Origin of the sequence: Photorhabdus thracensis, assembly GCF_001010285.1 — a bacterium.
Lineage (GTDB): Bacteria > Pseudomonadota > Gammaproteobacteria > Enterobacterales > Enterobacteriaceae > Photorhabdus > Photorhabdus temperata.
This window is the reverse complement of the sequence record NZ_CP011104.1, coordinates 5,034,426-5,055,677: the sequence shown is the minus strand read 5'-3', so window position 1 is coordinate 5,055,677 and position 21,252 is coordinate 5,034,426. Positions and strand designations below refer to the sequence as shown.

Annotated in this window: 12 protein-coding genes, 1 tRNA gene, 4 pseudogenes and 1 CRISPR repeat array; of the genes and pseudogenes, 13 read left to right on the top strand and 4 right to left on the bottom strand. The window is 43.3% G+C overall.

From position 1 onward, the window contains the following. Positions 1-95 precede the first annotated feature (95 nt). Positions 96-1,265, top strand: coding sequence for an RNA-guided endonuclease InsQ/TnpB family protein (locus VY86_RS22060; RefSeq protein WP_046976575.1), 1,170 nt, complete (start codon positions 96-98; stop codon positions 1,263-1,265). A 23-nt stretch (positions 1,266-1,288) separates the two neighbouring features. Here VY86_RS22060 and VY86_RS25065 read toward each other — a convergent pair whose 3' ends face one another. After that, entirely contained in the window at positions 1,289-1,429 is a 141-nt protein-coding gene (locus VY86_RS25065) for a hypothetical protein (protein ID WP_158020003.1), read from the bottom strand. Positions 1,430-1,548: 119 nt separating this feature from the next. On the opposite strand from VY86_RS25065, the gene helD reads away from it, so the two are divergent. Together helD and VY86_RS26135 are read left to right on the top strand one after the other, a co-directional pair. Further along, on the top strand, positions 1,549-3,603 hold the full coding sequence (helD, locus tag VY86_RS22055; RefSeq protein WP_046976574.1) for a DNA helicase IV: 2,055 nt from the start codon (positions 1,549-1,551) through the stop codon (positions 3,601-3,603). Positions 3,604-3,662: 59 nt separating this feature from the next. Continuing rightward, a pseudogene (locus VY86_RS26135) lies at positions 3,663-3,761 on the top strand (CoA-binding protein); the annotation flags it as partial. 48 nt (positions 3,762-3,809) lie between these two features. Here the strand turns inward: VY86_RS26135 and VY86_RS22050 are convergent. Beyond that, a pseudogene (locus tag VY86_RS22050) lies at positions 3,810-5,037 on the bottom strand (RNA-guided endonuclease InsQ/TnpB family protein). A gap of 58 nt (positions 5,038-5,095) precedes the next feature. Here VY86_RS22050 and tnpA point away from each other — a divergent pair. Continuing rightward, positions 5,096-5,428, top strand: a pseudogene (gene tnpA, locus VY86_RS23855) (IS200/IS605 family transposase). 271 nt (positions 5,429-5,699) lie between these two features. Continuing rightward, positions 5,700-7,227: direct repeats of the CRISPR family, unit length 28 nt; unit sequence GTGCACTGCCGTACAGGCAGCTTAGAAA. Between the two features lie 34 nt (positions 7,228-7,261). On the opposite strand, the gene hspQ reads toward tnpA, so the two are convergent. Beyond that, positions 7,262-7,582 (bottom strand): heat shock protein HspQ, encoded by a 321-nt coding sequence (gene hspQ / locus VY86_RS22045; protein WP_021326539.1) that lies wholly within the window; start codon positions 7,580-7,582, stop codon positions 7,262-7,264. Between the two features lie 224 nt (positions 7,583-7,806). Here hspQ and yccX point away from each other — a divergent pair, with 224 nt between their 5' ends. Further along, positions 7,807-8,085: an acylphosphatase gene (gene yccX, locus VY86_RS22040; protein ID WP_046976573.1), complete on the top strand. Its 279-nt coding sequence runs from the start codon at positions 7,807-7,809 to the stop codon at positions 8,083-8,085. Between the two features lie 12 nt (positions 8,086-8,097). Here yccX and tusE read toward each other — a convergent pair whose 3' ends face one another. Beyond that, positions 8,098-8,427 carry a sulfurtransferase TusE gene (gene tusE / locus VY86_RS22035; RefSeq protein WP_021326537.1) on the bottom strand — a complete coding sequence of 110 codons (330 nt, stop codon included), beginning with the start codon at positions 8,425-8,427 and terminating at the stop codon, positions 8,098-8,100. Between the two features lie 182 nt (positions 8,428-8,609). On the opposite strand from tusE, the gene VY86_RS22030 reads away from it, so the two are divergent. From VY86_RS22030 to csy2, 8 genes and pseudogenes are all read left to right on the top strand, one after another. After that, positions 8,610-8,697: transfer RNA gene (locus VY86_RS22030), tRNA-Ser, on the top strand. A gap of 570 nt (positions 8,698-9,267) precedes the next feature. After that, positions 9,268-10,248, top strand: coding sequence for a type I-F CRISPR-associated endonuclease Cas1f (gene cas1f, locus VY86_RS22025; protein ID WP_046976572.1), 981 nt, complete (start codon positions 9,268-9,270; stop codon positions 10,246-10,248). Beyond that, entirely contained in the window at positions 10,245-13,523 is a 3,279-nt protein-coding gene (gene cas3f, locus VY86_RS22020) for a type I-F CRISPR-associated helicase Cas3f (protein ID WP_046976571.1), read from the top strand. Before cas1f ends, cas3f begins: the two co-directional genes overlap by 4 nt. A 1,802-nt stretch (positions 13,524-15,325) precedes the next feature. Beyond that, positions 15,326-16,450, top strand: coding sequence for an ISAs1 family transposase (locus tag VY86_RS22010; protein ID WP_046973730.1), 1,125 nt, complete (start codon positions 15,326-15,328; stop codon positions 16,448-16,450). A 61-nt stretch (positions 16,451-16,511) separates the two neighbouring features. After that, positions 16,512-16,819, top strand: a pseudogene (locus tag VY86_RS22005) (helix-turn-helix domain-containing protein). 520 nt (positions 16,820-17,339) lie between these two features. After that, entirely contained in the window at positions 17,340-18,449 is a 1,110-nt protein-coding gene (locus VY86_RS22000) for an ISAs1 family transposase (RefSeq protein ID WP_046973751.1), read from the top strand. Positions 18,450-18,926: 477 nt separating this feature from the next. Beyond that, entirely contained in the window at positions 18,927-20,276 is a 1,350-nt protein-coding gene (gene csy1 / locus VY86_RS21995; RefSeq protein WP_046976569.1) for a type I-F CRISPR-associated protein Csy1, read from the top strand. Next, positions 20,273-21,235 (top strand): type I-F CRISPR-associated protein Csy2, encoded by a 963-nt coding sequence (csy2, locus tag VY86_RS21990; protein ID WP_046976568.1) that lies wholly within the window; start codon positions 20,273-20,275, stop codon positions 21,233-21,235. Before csy1 ends, csy2 begins: the two co-directional genes overlap by 4 nt. Positions 21,236-21,252 lie beyond the last annotated feature (17 nt).

Sequence of the window (21,252 nt, the reverse complement as noted above, 5' to 3'; positions counted from 1 at the left end):
GCTTTAAGGCGGGCTACTGCGACGTCTCCTGACTGAATTGATATCTGCCGGTAAAACAGGCTAAAATGAATGCACTTTATCAATGAGCGCTGAATATGTTAAGAGCGACCAAAGTCCGCCTCTACCCCACACCCGAACAGGCCGAGTATCTTAATGGCCAGTTCGGTGCGGTCCGTTTTGCGTACAACAAGGCGCTGCACATTAAAAAGCAGGCTTACAAACGTCACGGCGTGAGTTTAAATCCGCGCAAAGACCTCAAACCGCTCCTGGCGGTCGCGAAGAAATCCCGCAAGTACGCCTGGCTCAAGGCATATGATGCTATCGCGTTACAGCAGGCGGTGCTCAATCTGCATACTGCGTTTGATAATTTCTTCAATCCGAAGTTGCGCGCCCAATTTCCCACGTTCAAACGCAAACAGGGCAAGCAATCGAGTTATCACTGTGTTGGGGTGAAAGTGCTGGAGGGTGCGGTGAAGCTCCCGAAATTGTCACCGATAAAGGCGCGGATACACCGAGAAATTGAAGGGGAAGTGAAGAGCATTACGCTGTCCCGAACCGCCACGGGAAAGTATTTCGCCGCTATCCTGTGTGACGATGGAAAAGATGCGCGGGAAAAGCCGGGCGTTATCACCCGCGTGACCGGTTGCGATATGGGTTTGTCCCACTATCTTATTGAGTCGAACGGGGAGAAGGTCAATAACCCGCGTCACCTTATCAACGCCACCCGTAACCTGCGTCGAAAGCAGAAATCGCTGTCCCGCAAACAAAAGGGCAGCGCTAACCGCGGGAAGGCCCGATTACGTCTGGCGGCAGTCCATGAGCGGGTAGCCAATGCCCGCGCCGATTTTCAACACAAACTCTCTCGGACAATGGTTGACGAAAACCAAGCGCTCATTGTTGAGACACTAAAATCGGCCAACATGATGAAGAATCACCGCATTGCCCGCGCTATCGGTGATGCGGGCTGGCATGGTTTCATCAAGAAACTGGAATACAAAGCCGCAGCAGCGGGCGTCTATCTGGTCAAACGGGATCAGTGGTTCGCCAGTTCGAAAACCTGTCATTGCTGCGGTCACAAAATGCCGGAAATGCCGCTGCATAAGCGGATCTGGCAATGCCCTTTCTGCCGAGTCAAACATGCTCGCGATATCAATGCGGCGCTCAACATCCAGCGCAAGGGCATAACAGCATTACAGGCGGCGGGACTCGTCGTTTCTGCCCACGGAGGCCAGTGTAAATCCGTCATAAAGACGGTTGCGGCCTGAGAAGTGGGAAGCCTCGCCGTTTTTTACGGCGGGGAGCAGTCACGTTCTTTATCCAGAAACCAAGGCACTAACATTGTTCCAGTCAGGGCGATCAGGATGCGGACATAATAGAGAAGATGACTGTTATAAAGAAAACGGCGCGGACCGGGGGAAACAGTTAGCACAAAATACCTCTGAGGTAATGATAACGGTCATAAATAACCATTATGATAAAAGGTTTATTAGTGATAAAAAACCCTTATAAGACAGAGTTCAACTATTTTTTAGGCATGGCGCTACGATAATGGAACTTAAAGCAACACGAATTGGCCAACGCCTTGCTCAACATCCTTATAACCGGGTGCGTCTGCTGAATGCGGGTATCGAAGTCAGTGGGGAGAAGCATCAATACCTTATCCCATTTAACCAGCTAATTGATATTCAGTGCAAACGGGGCATTGTCTGGGGTGAGCTGGAGTTTGATCTGCCCGGTGGACAAGCTATTCGCCTTCATGGCACTGAATGGCAGCAAACTCAGCGTTTTTACCATTATCTGCTTGATGAATGGCAGAAATGGAGCCAGGAAATGAGTGATGTCAGTGCTGATGTACTGGCGGCTCAGGTTAATGAAATCAATAAAATTGAGCAGCAGGATCACTGGTTTAAAAAAGCGGATTTATTTCAGTTACAGCAGCGGATTCAGGCAGCATTTCAGGCTTTACCATTGCCATTACAGCGTCTGGAGCAATTTGATAATTGCCGGGACGGGTATCGAATTTGTTTGCGCTGGCTTGAGAATGGTGAAAAGTCTGTTGAAAAGATAAATCTGCAATGGACAGAACGTATGTTGGAACAACACCGTGACTTTTTTCAGCGGGTAGAAACATCTCCTTTAAATCTTTTTCAGAGCCTGGCGGTTGTTAATGGCGAAAATTCAGTGCTGGTTCTTGCTGGTGCGGGTAGTGGAAAAACATCCGTGCTGGTGGCGAGAGCGGGGTGGCTATTGCTTCGTCAACAGGCGATTTCTGAACAGATATTACTGTTAGCGTTTGGTAATCAGGCAGCCGATGAAATGAATGAGCGGATTCAGATTCGTCTTGGTGTGAAAGATATCAAAGCGAAAACGTTTCATGCGCTGGCGCTGTATATCATTCAACAAGGAAGTAATAAAGCGCCTAAAATCAGCACACTAGAAACTGATGGGCAAAAAAGAAGAGATTTTCTGATTAAACACTGGCAACAGCAATGCAGTGAGAAAAAAGCACAAGTTAAGGGGTGGCGGGAATGGCTGACCGAGGGGCTGAAATGGCAAGTGCCGGAAGGTGAGTTTTGGCGTGATGAACAGCTTGCTAACCGTTTGTCAGGCAGGCTTGAGCGCTGGCTGAGTTTAATGCGCATGCACGGTGGTAGTCAGAAGGCTATGACAGAGCAGGCTCAGGAAGAGTATCTGGATCAGTTTCAAAAATGCATTCGCTTGATGGGGCCTTTACTAAAAGCGTGGAAATCTGAATTGAAAACAGAAGGCGCTGTTGATTACTCAGGGTTGATTCACCAGGCAGTGAATATTTTGGAGAAAGGACGGTTTATCAGCCCGTGGAAGTATATTTTGGTTGATGAATTTCAGGATATTTCACCATTAAGGGCTAAATTGCTCGCTGCATTGCGGGCGCAAAACAGCCAAAGTTGCTTGTTTGCCGTAGGGGATGACTGGCAGGCAATTTATCGTTTCAATGGTGCTGAGTTAATGTTGACTACTGCATTTGCTGATTATTTTGGCAAAGGTACTGAATGTGTACTGGATACCTCTTATCGGTTTAATGATCGGATTGGTGAGGTTGCTAACGCGTTTGTGCAACAAAACCCGAATCAATTGAAGAAGCAACTAAACAGTTTGACTAAAGGTAACAAAAAGTCTGTTGTCATCCTGCCAGAAGATCAGCTTGAACCTTTGTTGAATAAAATGAGTGGCTATGTCACCGAGCAGGAAACAATTTTATTGTTGGCACGTTATCACCACTTGCAACCTGAACTACTGAGAAAAGCAGCGACTCGCTGGCCTAAGCTTAAAATAGAGTTTATGACTATCCATGCTTCGAAAGGGCAACAAGCGGATTATGTGATTATTCTTGGATTGCATCAGGGGAAAGATGGTTTTCCTGCACTGGCAAGGGAATCGGTGATGGAGCTGGTTTTATTGCCACAACCGGAAGATTTTCCTGATGCGGAAGAACGCCGTCTTTTATATGTTGCATTAACCCGGGCGAAGAAGCAGGTCTGGTTGATGCGGGACAAGAAGAATCCATCCGTGTTTGTGCATCAACTAGAGCGGTTAAATGTACCTGTTCAGCGTAAGCCTTAAGGTATTGCTTTGGCTGGATAAACAAAGTGAAAATACTGGATTTTGTTAAGGAGTAATAAATGAGTGACCAGCAAATTGCGGACATATTGAGACGAGTGAAAACTATTGCGTTGGTAGGGGTCAGTGAGAAAATTGATCGTCCAAGTTATAAGGTTTTGACATCCTCCCCCACCTTCGCCCTTCGTGACTCAGGAGGGGGATCCCCGTTAGTGGGTGACGACTGATTGCTCAGTGTCTGGTTCCTGCTTCGACGGGCGGCCTGACTGCACCCTCCCTCCACAGGCAAGCACGGCATGTCCTGCCGCTAAAATGTTACGAGCACCGTTGATATCGGCATTTTCCGTATATCCGCATGCAAGGCACTCGAATTGACTTTGTGATAGGCGGTTTTCTTTCGCTGTATGACCGCAGCAGGCGCAACGCTGGCTTGTATAGGCAGGAGGGACTGCTAATACCTGACCCCCCCGCCAGCGTTGCTTGTACTCAAGCTGGCGGCGAAGTTCGTACCAGCCCTGATCCAATATCGAACGGTTTAAGCCAGATTTTGCCCCGACATGGCGCCCCGGATGGCTTATCGACCCCGCTGCTGACTTTGACATGTTAGCAACCTTCAGGTCTTCAATGACTCTCATTGCGTGGTTTTTGCTGATTGTCGTGCTGACCTTGTGAAGGTAATCGCGGCGGATATTAGCGATATGTGAGTGTAGGCGCTGGATTTTACGCTTCTGTTTCTGCCAGTTGGCACTGAACTGAACTTTTCGGCTTAACTGACGCTGAAGCCTCGCCAGCTTGCGCTGATTGCGCTTAAAACTGTTTACAGGTTCGTATATTGTGCCATCAGAGAGCGTGGCCAGTTTTGTGACCCCCGCATCCAGCCCAATCATTGAAGATGATTCATGCTGGGGGTCAGGCGTCTCAATTTCGACCTGAAATGAGATGGACCATTTACCCGCTGACTGGCTGATGGTGGCATTTTTAATTTTTCCGCTCACCTCCTGCGATTGCCGGAATTTAACCCAACCGAGACCCGAAGGCAGTTTTACCCGACGAGGTTTAAGTCGACAATATTTCTCAAAATTAACGAAGCGGATCGCATCGCGTCCGTCATTTTTTCTTTTAAATACAGGCGCTTTTGCCGACAATTTTTTATCAAAACAACGTTTCCACGCCCCCGTGTAAATCTTTGAGTTTTTGCTGAAGGTTATCCGTGTAGGCTTCCTGCAAAAAGGCGTGTTCCGGTCTGTTTTTCCACACCGTGAGCATCCTGTTCAGCGCAAAAGCGGAGGGAAGTTTGCCGCCTGACTCAAGAATGCGCTTCGTCTCGTCAAGCCCGTGATCCCAGACGAAACGCGCACAGCCGCATAACTGCCGCAGACGCTGCGACTGTTCTTCGGTGGGTTCCAGTCTGAATTTGTAGGCTTTCAGTATTAGCATTATCATTCAGTGTGTGGTCGGTTTATTCTCTATTTTACTGTGCCTTCGGCTAACTTCAATGCAAAAATACAAAATTAATCGTTCACGACATGCCGCCTTTCATCAGTATGCAGGTGAAATCTGCCGTGACTTCGGCGCAGAACTTAAAGAGAGTCACGGCGATTGAGATCATGTTCATATGCTGATTGAGTATCCACCGACCGTTTAGCTATCGGTATGGGTTAACTCGCTGAAAGCAGTCACCTCCCGTCGCTTACGTAATGAGTTTCTGGACTGACGCGGAGCATACGGAAAGGCAGTTCTCTGGTCTCGCTCCTACTTTGCGGGTTCATGCGGTGGAGCACCGCTGGAAGTGGTGAAACAATACATTCAACATCAGCGTGGCTGGTGATTCTACAGGCTTTTCAAGCCTGTCCAAATTCCCCTCCCGCCTGATGTCGGCGGGAGTACCCTTTGGAGGTAAAGATGGCAGGCGGCGCTTAGGTTCCAAATATTGCCATAAGATACCGTATTTCTACGGACCCTAATTTTGACCCTTTTTTATCGATAATCAATAACGTTTTGATTTTAAAGTAAAATAAATTAGCCCTTATAAAAAGGGTTTTTTCACTTTTTATAACTATACTCTTTGATAGTCAGCAGGTTAGAGGTAATATGCAACCGTGCACTGCCGTACAGGCAGCTTAGAAAAAAAATGGGCAACAAGAAACCGCTGCTTTATTGTGCACTGCCGTACAGGCAGCTTAGAAATTTTAATTGCTCGTGTTGTAAGCAACGACTTAGTGCACTGCCGTACAGGCAGCTTAGAAAATGACCTAAACTCATAGGTGGCATAATGGAATGTGCACTGCCGTACAGGCAGCTTAGAAAAATGAAGAAACTCTCATTGAAAGATGTCATTGGTGCACTGCCGTACAGGCAGCTTAGAAACATTACAACGGTCGCAAAGGGCCTCGGCTTTAGTGCACTGCCGTACAGGCAGCTTAGAAAGATATGCCGAATTGAAGTTTATTTCAATTAACGTGCACTGCCGTACAGGCAGCTTAGAAATTCAATAACACCCTCTGCCTTTTGTAATTTTTGTGCACTGCCGTACAGGCAGCTTAGAAAATTTGCCATATATCTGAGAGTGTGCCCCTTCGGTGCACTGCCGTACAGGCAGCTTAGAAATCCATTATTCATCGTTATTTACTCTCTTATTCGTGCACTGCCGTACAGGCAGCTTAGAAAACCTTGCGCAGGTTCATAAAATTGCTGACCCAGTGCACTGCCGTACAGGCAGCTTAGAAATTTGTGCGGCCCGTGAGTCCATACTTGCCTTAGTGCACTGCCGTACAGGCAGCTTAGAAAAAACGGCGCATTGAATTGACCACTTTTGTTATGTGCACTGCCGTACAGGCAGCTTAGAAATCGATAACAAATAATTGATTTGCATATCAATGGTGCACTGCCGTACAGGCAGCTTAGAAAAAACACCTCCGTGTGATGGGCTATCTTTACGTGTGCACTGCCGTACAGGCAGCTTAGAAAACGAAAGCGAGCTATGCGAAAGGAATTAATTTGTGCACTGCCGTACAGGCAGCTTAGAAATTTACAGATATTCCACTCGGCACATTGGCAGAGTGCACTGCCGTACAGGCAGCTTAGAAAAATTGATACCCATCATCAAGCCTCATGACTGAGTGCACTGCCGTACAGGCAGCTTAGAAATGACGTGTGGAACTGTAAAGGTCTTAACTTGAGTGCACTGCCGTACAGGCAGCTTAGAAAAGTTCATTTCTTCCAGATCAACTACAGCAATAGTGCACTGCCGTACAGGCAGCTTAGAAAGTGGATAAAAAAGGCCGCTGAACAATGCAGGAGTGCACTGCCGTACAGGCAGCTTAGAAAACTTCATCACCAAGCATCCCAGTCAAATCAATGTGCACTGCCGTACAGGCAGCTTAGAAATCTGCTACAACGGCAACGTGATTGCCGAGGATGTGCACTGCCGTACAGGCAGCTTAGAAAAAAATTAATGTTGCTGTTCCCATATTTAACTAGTGCACTGCCGTACAGGCAGCTTAGAAAGTCCAATCAGGGCTGACTGGTTAGACTGATCCGTGCACTGCCGTACAGGCAGCTTAGAAAAGAGGAAACATTATGACGAAGCGACTAAGTTTGTGCACTGCCGTACAGGCAGTTTAAAAATCCAGTAACTGCCTTTCGAGAAATATAATATAGGTTAATTGCGCAGTCGTGGAGCCAGTAACTGATTACGGATGGATTCTGCTAACTCATCTAGGGAAGGTTGTTCTGGATGGTCATCGGATGCTTCATAGGATAATTGCGCTTCGGCTAAATAAGTATGTACAGGCTGGCCGTCGTCATCTTCCATCACAACATGATACCAAGGAGCAGAACGCAAGGCAGCATTGGATGCAATATCATCTTCTTGGGGTTGTTCCAGAGAATATTCCACATCAATATCTACGATAACGCCCAAATAACCCAGAAGCTTGTGACGTACTTGTTGGCCGAGACCGAATTTGCTGGCAATAATCATAGCCACCTCCAAAAAAACCTTGCATTGATACGAATATGAGGGCAGTAAGGTGAATTACAAGAGCATACCCGGTAGTTGAAGTCATTTTCTTGCTTTAATAATTGCGAGAGCGACTTCACCTAATTTCAGGTTAGCTGTAGTCAATATAAAACACAACCGAGAATGGCGTGCTTAACTATATATGTGAGCGATACCGCAAGGTGACTGGGTAGATAGGGGGCATTATGATGAAATATGGGTTAACCATTTATGTTTATGGTCGGGTCCAAGGGGTTGGATTTCGCTATCAAACTTTTCGTTGGGCGAAATCCAATAAGCTGACAGGTTACGTCTGTAATTTGCATGATGGTAGCGTCAAAATTGTCGCTTATGGTGAAAGTGAGCAACTGGATAAATTAACCCATTGGTTGGAACAGGGTGGGCCACCGGGGGCGCGGATCGATAGTTTTTCGTCTCAGTCCTGCGCAGTGGAGAATGTGGCAGACTTTAGCGTCCGCCACTGAGCCAGATTGTTATCAGATACATTTTACTGGTTTTGGTAGCCCGGCAATTTTAGTTGCCTGCTTTGCTGGCCCTTTGGGAAACAGGCGGTAAAGATAGCGGCTGTTGCCTTTTTCTTCGCCATACTTTTGTGCGATTGCCTTTACCAGCATACGGATCGCCGGGGATGTATTAAATTCTTCATAAAATCCCCGGACAAAACGAATGACTTCCCAATGTTGCTCACTTAAATCAATATTTTCTTGTTCGGCGAGTAATGAAGCCATTGCTTCCTGCCAATCACTGCTGTTTTTCAGATAACCTTGTGCATCGGTTTCGATCTCACGACCTTCGAATACCAACATAATCGTTTAACCATCAAAAAAAGATGATAGTAATTTAGCAAAAAACACTTTTATACCCAAGGATAGTCTGTATATATGCGGAGAAAATAAGCCAATAACAGTGAAAAAGAGTAAATTTACGGCAATTGAACAAGAGAGGGCTTTACATCTGTCTTGGTGCTGTTTATAGTGCACGCCATTGCGGAGGGGTGGCCGAGCGGCTTAAGGCAGCGGTCTTGAAAACCGCCGATGGGAAACCATCCGAGAGTTCGAATCTCTCCTCCTCCGCCACTTCTTTCTAACCTTATGTTTCTAAATAGTTTTCCTAAGATTCACACCTTATTGTCATACATGAGTGCACCACATTGTTTGGCGAATTCATTCGTATGTATACTTATCTTTATCGTCGTGGGCTAATGCATTATTTCCTTATTCCAGTGATTGCAAAGTTTACGATAGAAGTCTACCTACCTAATGTTTACTAAATTTCTACCCAGATTTGTATTTTTTACTATAAATGATGATATTTGCACGGTACCCAATTTATACCCTTTTTTTGCATATAATCTTAATGTATTGATTTTAAAGAAGAATAAAATATCTCTCATAAAAAGGGGGTTATCACTTTCTAACCATTATGTTCTTTGATAATCAATAGATTAGAGTTAATATGTAACGTGCACTGCCGTACAGGCAGTTATCGGAAACTCGGAGCTATCCCTGTTTTTGCAAAGTGTTATGTAATAATTTAGCAAAGAATTGTAAATTTTTTTGATTTTCATTTGCGATATTTTACCTTGTGTAAAATTTATGCATAATGTTTCCATAAATTAAATTAATTATTTAGGTAATTCTTAAATTATGGATAACAACTTCTCTCCGAGTGACCTAAAAACGATTTTGCATTCCAAACGCTCGAATATTTATTACCTGCAATATTGTCGGGTATTAGTGAATGGTGGCCGTGTTGAATATGTCACTGACGAAGGAAAGCAATCCCTGTATTGGAATATCCCAATTGCAAATACCACCGTTATTATGTTGGGAACGGGTACATCTATTACTCAGGCTGCAATGCGTGAATTCGCCAGAGCGGGTGTTCTGGTTGGTTTTTGTGGCGGCGGCGGAACACCGCTGTTCGCAGCTAATGATGTTGAGGTTGATGTGTCTTGGCTAACGCCACAAAGTGAATATCGCCCTACTGAGTATTTACAAGCTTGGGTGAGTTTCTGGTTTGATGATGAAAAACGATTAGCAGCAGCGATTGCTTTTCAGAAAGTTCGCATTGCACAAATCCGTGAACATTGGCTGAGTAGTCGAATGCTTCGGGATAGCTCTTTTATGCTTAATCGTGAGCGTTTATTGTCATTACTCACCCGTTATGAACAGAACCTTGAAAATTGCCGCAATAATCAGGATCTAATGGCGCAAGAAGCTGTGATGACTAAGGCATTATACAAGCTGGCAGCGGAGGCTGTGAGTTATGGCGATTTTATCCGGGCAAAACGGGGTGGTGGTGTAGATTTAGCAAACCGTTTTCTTGATCATGGTAATTACTTGGCTTACGGATTAGCGGCTGTGGCGACTTGGGTAATTGGTTTACCGCATGGTCTGGCTGTGTTACATGGAAAAACCCGTCGCGGAGGTTTGGTTTTCGATGTTGCTGATCTGATTAAAGATGCGTTGGTATTGCCGCAAGCATTTATCGCGGCAATGGCTGGGGAAGATGAACAGGAGTTTCGTCAACGTTGCATCAGTGGATTTCAAAAATCTGGTGCATTGGACACGATGATTGATGCACTGCAAACAACCGCTCAACAACTGAGTCAGGTGTCGCGATGAATATTCTTTTAGTCTCCCAATGCAATAAACGAGCGTTAACTGAAACCCGCCGAATATTGGATCAATTTGCTGAACGAAAAGGTGATAGAACCTGGCAGACGGCGATTACATTGGAAGGTTTGAACACTTTACGTAAGTTATTGCGTAAAACAGCGCGCCGTAATACCGCAGTTGCCTGTCATTGGATAAAGAGTGGAAACCAAACTGAATTGTTATGGATTGTCGGAAATTTACGGCGCTTTAACCAGCAAGGAATTGTACCTACCAATACGACACAACGTGATGTGCTGAAAAGTCAGGATGAAAATCATTGGCACAGTGTTGAAGCCATCAGCTTATTGGCCGCTATCGCCGGGCTATTCCATGATTTTGGTAAAGCTAATGCGTTGTTCCAGCAAGGTTTACTGGGAGATGGGCGGTTTCAACCGTACCGGCATGAATGGGTATCTTTGCGGCTGTTTCAGGCATTTGTTGCGGAGCAAAATGATAAGGAGTGGCTGACTTCGTTAAGTCAGATAGATGCTGGTGATGAGGATAAAGTTCTTTCCCGCTTGACTAAAGATGGTATTGATCCCTATGTAAACCCTTTTATTAACTTACCGCCATTAGCAACCACTGTCGCCTGGCTGATCCTCTCGCATCATCGTCTTCCCGTTTATCCTCGTTATAATGAGCGATACACCAGTGAACCACAGTTAGAAAGTATTAAGAGTTGGCTGACCAAACAGTTAGAGTCATCATGGAACTCAGTCAACATGACGGCTAAAAACTGGAGTCATCAGGATAAACGTGATGTCTGGACATTCCTAAATGGTACACCTATCCGTAGTCAGACTTGGCGCCAGAAAGCACAGAAATTTGCGAACAGAGCGCTGCAATCAACATCATTATTGCAATATGGCGATTTGAACCAGCGTTTCACCAGCCATATGTCCCGATTAGTCTTAATGCTGGCCGATCATCATTATTCATCATTACCTGCAACCCTTGGTTGGCAAGATATTAACTATGGCGCATTTGCCAATACCGATAGAACCACCGGGAAGTGTAAACAACGGTTAGATGAACATAATATTGGTGTTGGGCAGAATGCTTTGCTACTGGGGCGAAGCTTGCCACATCTTCGTAAAACGCTACCCACGATTACCCGTCATAAAGGATTTAAGCAACGCAGCAAAGATGAAAAATACCGCTGGCAGGATCAAGCGTTCGATGCCGCATGTGCTTTACGCGAACGTTCAGCAGAACAGGGCTTTTTTGGCATTAACATGGCTTCCACGGGTTGTGGTAAAACCTTTGCCAATGCACGGATTATGTATGGTCTAGCCGATGAAAAACAGGGATGCCGTTTTTCTGTCGCCTTAGGGTTACGGACGTTAACGCTGCAAACCGGTGATGCGTTACGTAAAAAACTGCATCTGGAAGAAGATGACTTGGCGGTACTTATTGGTTCGCAGGCAGTAAAAGAGTTACATCAGCTTCGTCATAAAGGGACTGAGCCTGATACCGGCAGTGTATCTGCTGAAGCACTATTTGCTGAACATCAGTATGTCAGTTATGACGGTAGCTTGGATGATGGTCGCCTAAGCCACTGGCTGAGTAAAGACAATAAACTGAATAAACTGCTCAGTGCCCCTGTACTGGTGGCGACCATCGATCATTTAATTCCGGCTACTGAAGGCATTCGTGGCGGGAAGCAAATTGCACCTATGTTGAGATTACTCACTTCTGATCTGGTGTTGGATGAACCGGATGATTTTGATATTAACGACTTACCGGCTTTATGCCGATTGGTGAACTGGGCAGGCTTGTTGGGCTCGCGGGTATTGCTTTCATCGGCCACATTGCCGCCGGCGTTAATTCAGGCGTTATTCAACGCTTATCGGGCTGGACGTCAGGATTACCAATTAGCATGTGGTCGGCCAGGCGCACCGGTGAATATCTGTTGTGCCTGGTTTGATGAATATAATGTGGCGCAACGGGATGTTGCCAATGCGCAACAGTTTAAAGATCAGCATGATGCTTTTATCGTTAAGCGCGTTGGTTGTTTAGAAAAAAAGGTGCCATTGCGTAAAGCTGAATTGGTGCCGATAACGGCTGAAAAGCATAAAGACGAGGTTGTGATCCAAGCCATGGCAAAGGTGATGCATCACTCCATGTTGAGACTACGTAAGGAACACCATCAAATCCACCCATCGGGCAAAACCGTTTCTATCGGTTTGATTCGCATGGCAAACATCGATCCACTCGTTGCCGTAACACAGCGGTTATTGCAGATACCGTCTTCTAAAAATGTACATATCCATTACTGTGTCTATCACAGTCAGCATCCACTGGCGATACGTTCCCATCTTGAACATCGGTTGGATTCCACATTAACGCGTTACAATGAAAAGGCGTTGTGGCAGGTGGCAGAAATCCGTAAGGCATTGGAGGAGATGCCGGAAAAGCATCATATTTTCGTCGTGGTGGCAACGTCTGTTGCAGAGGTTGGTAGGGATCACGATTATGATTGGAGTATTGCTGAACCGAGTTCAATGCGCTCGCTGATACAACTTGCCGGACGTATTCAACGCCATCGGCAAAAAGAGCCAAAGATACCCAATCTGCATATTCTGGCGAAAAACTATAAGGCACTTAAAGCGGCTAATTTAGAACATCCGGTTTATTGTCGGCCAGGATTTGAGTCGAAAGATTACCTCCTTGCCAGTCATGATTTAGGCGAGTTATTAGAACATGACCAATATGAGCTAATCAGTGCATTACCAAGAATAAAGAAACGCGATAATGCTGGAGAGCGTTCACCTTTTGAAAATTTGGTCGATCTTGAACATCAACGTTTGTGGGAAGAGCTTCAAGGTGATCCTAATGATGATTATCGTTATTGTGCTGCTTTTTGGTGGCGTGAACAGGCTTCATGGTGTGCGGAATTACAGCGTCATAAGCCGTTTCGTCAGTCTGAGCCCGATGAGTTGCATTATCTATGGCTTGAAGAAGAGGGTGAAAAAGCGCAGTTTATGGCGTTGGACAGCGGCCCGGCAGGAATGAAAGAAAGTGGATCTTTTGATTATGTATCGGAAGTATCGTTTTCGCCGGGGGTGAGTATCTGGATTGAACTTGATACTGAGACGATTTATCAGCATTTGGCTGATACTTATGAGATAGAGTTAAAGGATGTTAGTTTACGTTTTGGTGAGATCTGTCTTAGGGAAAAAGATGACGGAGAAGCATGGTGTTATCATCCGTTTTTAGGGGTGTTTGGCGAAATTGGCTGAACAATATGCGGTATTTTTAAAATCTGGTCAATAAGGATAAGCGTATCATGAAAAAAACAGGTAAAAACTTTAATCATCAAAGGTAAAAACCGTGATTAAGGTTTTTTTAAAACGAGTTTTAAATCGATTAACCCGGTGGTAAAGTTAACCCAATAGCAAAAATATGAGATTATATTAAAACATTTAATGGGGTTAATCGCATAGTGAAAAAGATAGCGTTTAGCCGTATTAAAAACGATTAAAGCAATGGGCTTTGCTTTTAATTCCATTGGCATATTTTTTGCTCTCTCTGGTTTTAAACCTAAAAATCAAATACCGGAAAAAGAGAAAACCTAAATATCAGTTTAATGAGAATAGTAAAGTTTAAATACGAGGCAGGAAACCGAAAAATGATTAGATTTAAAAAACTGTTCAATAGAAACCCTTCGTTTTTGGCGATTATAATCACCTTTTTATCGGTGATTAACTCAGATATCCGTTAAATAAGAGTAAAGAAATAGACCCCCATTAAGACCCGATTAAAAAAACGATGTGACTGAAAACAGCTTATTTTCTGTCACGTTTAATTTATTTATCGGCGATGTTATCCTACATTTATTTATACCTGCTTGATCATTTAAAAGCGGGAATGTAAAGAAATCAACACTTTTATATAAAAGGTGGATTTAACTTAAGAAAGAAGTTTTTCAGATAGAGAGGAAATTGCGTTTAATCTAATTCCATTGAACATTAAAAGAGAGTTGAAAAGAAATCGGCACGAAGAAAATTTTATTTAAACAGGTTCATATTAAAGTTTTTTCTCGCCGTTATTTTACGAATCAAGCCATAAAAATCATGTAATAAAAAAATAGTAAAATGGTTAATTTGGCAGGATTTAGACCCGGAAAAAACGGGGTGATTATCTGAAAAAACATAAAGGCGTCTCTTTATATCATCAGGCCATTTACCGGCTGGTTTATGAAAAGAAAACAGCGGGTGATGACTTGTTAAAACCGCTCATGATTGCCAGTAAAATAGCGTCAGTAAAGATAAAAAGCGGATATGATTAACGAAGATTAAACATAAAACACGATGCCCCATGATAATTAAACTTAATAAAAAGCAGGGATTAAAAGTGGTAAAGTTAAGGGTTAAAACCTTATACCGATTAAAACCAGAGGTTAAGAAAATGACTTTTAACAATAATTTAAAACTTGCTTATTATAAAACCATCAGCGAGAAAATGAGAAACAAAAATTGGGTTTATTCATGCTCATACCCCTTGGAAAGAAGGATAAATAAAAATATGAGTAGTTTGATCAGACAATCTATTTCCCCAAAGGAGTTGGATTTAATAACGTTTTCAACTGGCAATAAACTTTTTCGTAAACCAGTTAAATAATCGATTATAAGAAAGTTTTCAAATGAATTAATAGAATACAATACCTTAAATACGCCAGATTAAATTTGCTTTTACGCTATTTTAATCAGTCTGGTTTATGAAATGTGGTTTGATATTAAAATCAATTCATATCGTTACTTTTCAAACCATTTTCGCGATCTTTTAACGCTTAAATACTCATTCAACTCTCTTTTTAAATGGGTTTTTTAGTAACCTGACAACTAAATGTTGGGACTAAACACCTAAAACCCAATTTGGTGATATGCTGTTAAGTACGATACAACGCAGGGCTAACGCATGATCATTTTTTATCCATAAGATGACGAATTAACCGTACAAAATAAGCCACGCTTTATTCTTGTTGCAATCTTATCTGTTTACCGTTATTTATCCACAACTTCCCGTAATAATGGCCTTATTTATGACTCAGAAAGCCCTGTTTGACTACCTCGAAGCCTTACCTGACCCACGTCAACAAGCAAAATGTTCTCATGTGCTATCTGAGGTCATTTTTATGGCACTTTGTGCCATGATGTGTGGTTTTGATACCTGGTCCGAAATTGCGCTCTTTGCTCAGGAACGCGAAAAATGGTTTAAGCGTTGGTTAACCCTGGCAAATGGGGTTCCCTCACATGACACTTTTAACCGGATTTTTGCCATTATGCCAGCCAGTACCCTGCAATCATTGTTTCAGGAATGGGTGGATCATATTTTGAAAAAGGAAGGTCTTTCAGGGCAACTGGCGGTTGACGGTAAGGCGTTAAGGGCAACAGCAAAAGGTCGGGGAGCTAATCGTATCCATACCGTCAATGTCTGGTCAACTGAACTGGGACTCTGCCTTGGGCAACAAAAAGTGGAGAAAAAATCCAATGAAATAAAAGCCATTCCTGAACTTCTCCAATTATTGGCGCTGGAAGGATGTCTTGTGAGCATTGATGCTGCGGGAACGCAAACAAAAATCGCCGAGATTATTCTGGAAAAATCCGCGGATTATTTGCTGGCAGTCAAAGATAATCAGCCGACACTGGCCGCTGAAGTCAGCGCGCAATTTCACGCTTTTTGGGCGAATACGCCAAAAGATCTTGCCGGCCCCTCTTTCTACGAACAATTTGATAATCAGCATGGTCGCCAGGAACATCGCCGATGCTGGCAATTCCCTGTTGGTGAGCAGATGCCCATTTGTCAGAAATGGAAAGCAAAGACGATAATAGCAGTCCAATCTGAACGGACAGAAAAAGGACGTGGGCATGATTTTGTCCGATTTTATATCAGTAGCCAGCCAATGAATGCGGAGAAAGCCTTGCAAGCAACACGCTCTCACTGGTCGGTGGAGAATCATTTACACTGGTCACTTGATGTTGCGTTTCGAGAGGATAAACTCCAGGCCCGGATAGGATTTGCCGGTGAAAATTTAGCTGTACTCAGAAAATGGATTTTGAATATGCTGAAACAGAATAAATCCCGTAAGTTAAGCATGGAAAATAAACGCAGGCTCTGTTGTTTAAATGATGATTATTTATTCGAATCCTTGAGTTTGTTTATATAATGAGCTTTGATGCGTTAGCCCTGCGATACAACGTAGTTATCCCGCAACGGAGAAATATCAAATGACCACTAAAATTGACACTGAAATTCGTAGGGTAACTCCAGCCGGACATAATATATTTTCTGAATTAGGTTTTACTGAACAAGAGGCTCAACAACTTCATGTAACCTCTTTACGAGAAATAGAAAACATACTGCAAATCAAAGAACGGTTAATGAATGAAACAAACTGAAGTCGCAACGATGTTGCACGTTTCTCGACCAAAAGTATCTGATGTTGTGAAAAAAATGGTAAGTAAATTCACCATTAACGTATTGGTTAATATGTTAACCCGTATAAAGGAAACCTGTTCAGATTACGGTGGGTTAAGGCCCACACATAAGGTCATTAGAGAAATTCAAAACAAGAGGCGCTTAGAATGGGTCCCTCTTGGCATTTCAAAATTCTATTCATTGGTGCTTTGATATTTTATTTAACCTATTTATATGTATTTTTAAAATTTTTCATATGTAAAAAATTTAAAAAATCATTGATTTATGGTGTCTCCCATGTCTATAAAGATCAAAAAGTAATCACTTTGATTTGGTTCCATGAGCATATTCGAATGAGGAGATAGGGAATGAAGGGGATGGGGAGGTTTTTGGGGTATGTTTTATTTTTTGTCATCTGGCTAAATTGTGCAAACGTTTCTCATAATGAGTTGAATATGATAAGAGGTCGGAAGGTGTATATATTTTGTCGCTATAGACAGGGATTTTATAAAGATATTGGTAGTTTGTAATGGATGTGTATGGCCAGGGCGCGAGCATACTTTTTTACCCCCCCCCCCCTTGAATGAACCGTAATTATATGATCTCATTCTCCTTATTTTTCTTTTTAATACTCGCCCATGAATCCGAACCAGACCCTGATTGAACATTTAACCGTTGTGAAAGAAACTCGTTCTGACATCAATCGTCAATACGAGCTGATTGATGTTATTTTTCTTGTCATCAGCGCCATTCTCGCTGGCGCTGAAGGTTGGCAAGATATTGAAACTTATGGTCGGGCCAAAATTACGTGGCTGAAAAAATATCGCCCCTTTCTCAGTGGAATACCATGCCGACACACGGTTGCCAGAATTGTGCGCGCTATTGAACTTGATTCGCTGTTGGAGGCTTTGCTCAACTGGATCAATGAACAACGTGAACAGGCAGGGAAACCGGTCATTGCCTTCGATGGAAAAGTTCTGCGACGCGCCTACCGTAATGAAAAGCAAAACGCCGTCCAACTGGTCACGGCATATGATACGGAACAAGGATTAGTCCTGAGCCAGAAAGCCACTGCCACGAAAAACGGGGAAATCAGTATCGTGCGGCAGATGTTGGATATCCTTGACCTGAAAGGCAGCATCGTCACGCTGGATGCTTTGCATTGTCAGCGCCAAACGCTGGAAAAAATCAGCGAAAAGAAAGCCCATGTCGTGGTTCAGGTGAAAAAAAATCAACCCCATCTGTGGGAAGCCGTCCAATCGCAATTTCAGGCGGTGTTTGATGCCGGTAAAGAAAAAATTATCACGGAAGTTAAGCAAGAAGCCCATGGCCGGCGTGAAGAGCGTTATGTGTTTCAGTTAAAGCCCCAATTTACGGCAGAATTAATCGAGAAATGGCCGACCATTCGTAGCATTATCGCCGTAGAACGTCACCGGACACAAAATGGCAAAGGAACGGTGGACACGTCTTATTATGTGAGTTCCCTTTCGCCCAAGCATAAATCACTGGGATATTATATTCGCCAGCATTGGCGGATTGAAAATACCCAGCACTATATTCTTGATGTGGTCTTTAAAGAAGATGATTCACGAATTGTTCTGGAGGGTGCAGTTGAGAATCTGGCCTTATTCCGTCGTATCGTCCTGAATCTGGTCAAACAATGCGATTGCGGGGCACCGAGCCAAAGGAACAAGCTTAAAAAAGCGGGTTGGTGCGATGATTATCGGGCAAGAGTTTTCTTTGGATGAATAGCAGTCAAAGTATGCTCGTGCCCTGGTGTATGGCAGCGCACTGGGCGGCGCTGCCTAAGCTGCCTGCGCGGCAGTTGGTTTTTGTCTTAAGGTAATAGACATAAAAATATTTCTAAGCTACCTGTACGGCAGTTTTTAACTTATAAATGTCTAGAGGATTAAATTCTACATAAAAATTTTATATTTTCCTTCAAAAGTATTTATATTAAATATTATTTTGCACCGAAGTTGGGAGTCAATACATAGACTCAGTGGAAAGGTGGGATTGCATTTTTTTAACAATAAGTTGAACTCTTGAAGAAATAAACTATCTTATGAATAACCATTGATGATTGGATGTCTTGATACTTTGCTTCTCATGGGATGATAGTCAGGGTTGAAGATATTTATTGGTTGATGATGTACCAAAGCATTTTTTTGCGCTAAATTTAGCGGGCACCTGGATAATCATTTTGATAAGGTAGGTAAAAGCCTATGAATGAAAATGGATTGAGCCGATTTATTGTCGATTATATCGAAAGTCGTAAGCAGTCAAAGCTGGAGGCTTTTGATAAAGAGGCGGAAAAGAAACTGGCGAAGTTAACCTCAGCAGAGGAGATCTCTGTTGCTCAACAAGAGATTGCCGAACAGCTCAAAGAATTGGAAGAACGTTTTGAGGTAAGAAATTGGCTGGATGATGCCGCAAATCGGGCAAAACAAATTAGCTTGGTAACGCATGCTTTGAAATTTACTCATAGCGATGCAAAAGGCAGTAGTATTTTTGCAACATCAGCAAGCGGAAAAGAAAATATTGAATATCTTTCTATTACCGCTTTGAATAAACCAGCAATAGATGCTGTAGGAAATGCCGCGGCTCTTGATGTTGCAAAATTATTGCAAACAGAATACCAGAAAGATTCATTGGTAGAGTGTCTGAATCGGGAGGATTATACGGCACTGGCTGAGCTGGCGGAAAACGAGCAACAACTTGAGCGGTGGATTAACGGATTCCGACAAGTTTTGTCAGATGAAACACTTTCTTCACATAAACTGGCAAAACAACTCTATTTCCCCGTCAGCCCCGGTGAATATCATTTATTAAGCCCGCTTTTTTCTTCATCGTTGGCGAATGCAATACATCAGCATATTATCGAAGCCCGTTTTGGTGAGTCATCTAAAGAAATTAATAAGGCGAAGAAAGAAGAATACTGGCATCCTGAAGCTAGAGTTATTTATCTTAGTACTGCTGTACAGAATATAGGTGGAACTAAGCCGCAAAATATATCTTACCTTAACAGTGTACGAGGTGGGAGCACTTGGCTTTTATCTTGTGCTTCTCCCAATTGGCTAAATATTACCAAACCTCCTATGGAGCGCAGGTCCATTTTTGATCGGCGTAGTGAGTTTGTCTCATTAGCTCGTGAAACTATCGGAAAGATGCGGCAATACTTATTCGTTGTTCAAGATATCGAGAATAATAGAAAAATCAGAAAACTCCGTCAGGAATTTGTCGATCAAATTATTGATATTTTGTTTAACTATGTTGCTGGTATACAAAATCTGTTTGAGCTTAAAGGTTGGAGTGCCAGTGATGATTGTGAGTTAAAACGTGCTCAACAGCTTTGGCTTGATCCTTATCGTTGCCAACTAGATAAAGAATTCCGATTTGAACGTGAAGGTGGCGATTGGAAAAAAGAAATAGCCGCAGATTTTAGTTATTGGCTGAACCAGAGTTTGAAGCATGAGCGATTGGAAATGGAATTACCTGAACGTCGTGAGTGGGTTTCTGAGTTTAAGAAACGGTTACGTGAATTTGAGGATGAATTACCGGAGGTGATACCATGAGTTATCTAATTGTTTTGCGCCATGTTAAAGTGGAAAACGCGAATGCGATTGCAGGTTTAACCTATGGTTTTCCAGCAATCACCCATTTTCTTGGGTTTACTCATGCACTTTCACGTAAATTACAGCAGAACCATGATTTAAGACTAGAAAATTGCGGCGTTATCTGCCATAACCACCAATTACATGCTTATCAATCTGATCCTATTAGGGATAAAGTTTTTGCGTTAACCCGAAACCCGTTAACTAAAGAAGCAAAAACGGCGGCATTTAATGAAGAAGGCCGAATGCATATGACGGTTTCTTTATTAATTGAGTGCCTTGGTGAAATTGAAAATGGTGACGAAGGTGCTAGAGATTTAGAAAAACATTTATGGGAGATCTGCCAAACTCAGAGGCTAGCAGGTGGTACTATCACTGAAATTGCTAAAGTAGATGTTATTGCTTTTCCGCAGCAAGAACAGGAAACTCGTAAGTTAATGCGCCGTCTGTTGCCGGGGTTTGCCCTGTTGGATCGCTCTGAACTGTTAACTGATCATTACAATGCATTAAAACAAGATAACCCACAGGTCGAATTGATCGACGCCTGGCTTGATTTTGCTGCCATCAAAATGCGGGCTATTCCTGTTCAGGAAGATAAGCAACCTGAAATTGGCGACCCGGCACATTGGGAATATGTTCCCAAACCCGGTTCTGGATATTTAGTCCCTTTGATGACAGGTTATCAGGCTATATCGCCGTTATATCCCGCAGGGAAAGTAGAAAAAACCCGTGATCCTAATACGCCATTTTGTTTTGTTGAAGCAATCTATGGGGTAGGTGAGTGGAGAAGCCCACACCGTATTAATGATATTCGCCAGTTACTTTGGTGTCATCATTACCAAGAGGGTGTTTACCGATGCTGCAATCAGCAGTCTGTTACCCATCAATCCAAACCCAATAAGAAAGTAAGAATCGACTGATTAATTTAAAAAAGGAT

Bases quoted from the DNA above. Each gene is read 5' to 3' on its own strand.
- VY86_RS22060 (WP_046976575.1), top strand. From the start codon at position 96: ATGTTAAGAGCGACCAAAGTCCGCCTCTACCCCACACCCGAACAGGCC.
- helD (WP_046976574.1), top strand. From the start codon at position 1,549: ATGGAACTTAAAGCAACACGAATTGGCCAACGCCTTGCTCAACATCCT.
- hspQ (WP_021326539.1), bottom strand. From the start codon at position 7,582: ATGATTATTGCCAGCAAATTCGGTCTCGGCCAACAAGTACGTCACAAG.
- yccX (WP_046976573.1), top strand. From the start codon at position 7,807: ATGATGAAATATGGGTTAACCATTTATGTTTATGGTCGGGTCCAAGGG.
- tusE (WP_021326537.1), bottom strand. From the start codon at position 8,427: ATGTTGGTATTCGAAGGTCGTGAGATCGAAACCGATGCACAAGGTTAT.
- cas1f (WP_046976572.1), top strand. From the start codon at position 9,268: ATGGATAACAACTTCTCTCCGAGTGACCTAAAAACGATTTTGCATTCC.
- cas3f (WP_046976571.1), top strand. From the start codon at position 10,245: ATGAATATTCTTTTAGTCTCCCAATGCAATAAACGAGCGTTAACTGAA.
- VY86_RS22010 (WP_046973730.1), top strand. From the start codon at position 15,326: ATGACTCAGAAAGCCCTGTTTGACTACCTCGAAGCCTTACCTGACCCA.
- VY86_RS22000 (WP_046973751.1), top strand. From the start codon at position 17,340: ATGAATCCGAACCAGACCCTGATTGAACATTTAACCGTTGTGAAAGAA.
- csy1 (WP_046976569.1), top strand. From the start codon at position 18,927: ATGAATGAAAATGGATTGAGCCGATTTATTGTCGATTATATCGAAAGT.
- csy2 (WP_046976568.1), top strand. From the start codon at position 20,273: ATGAGTTATCTAATTGTTTTGCGCCATGTTAAAGTGGAAAACGCGAAT.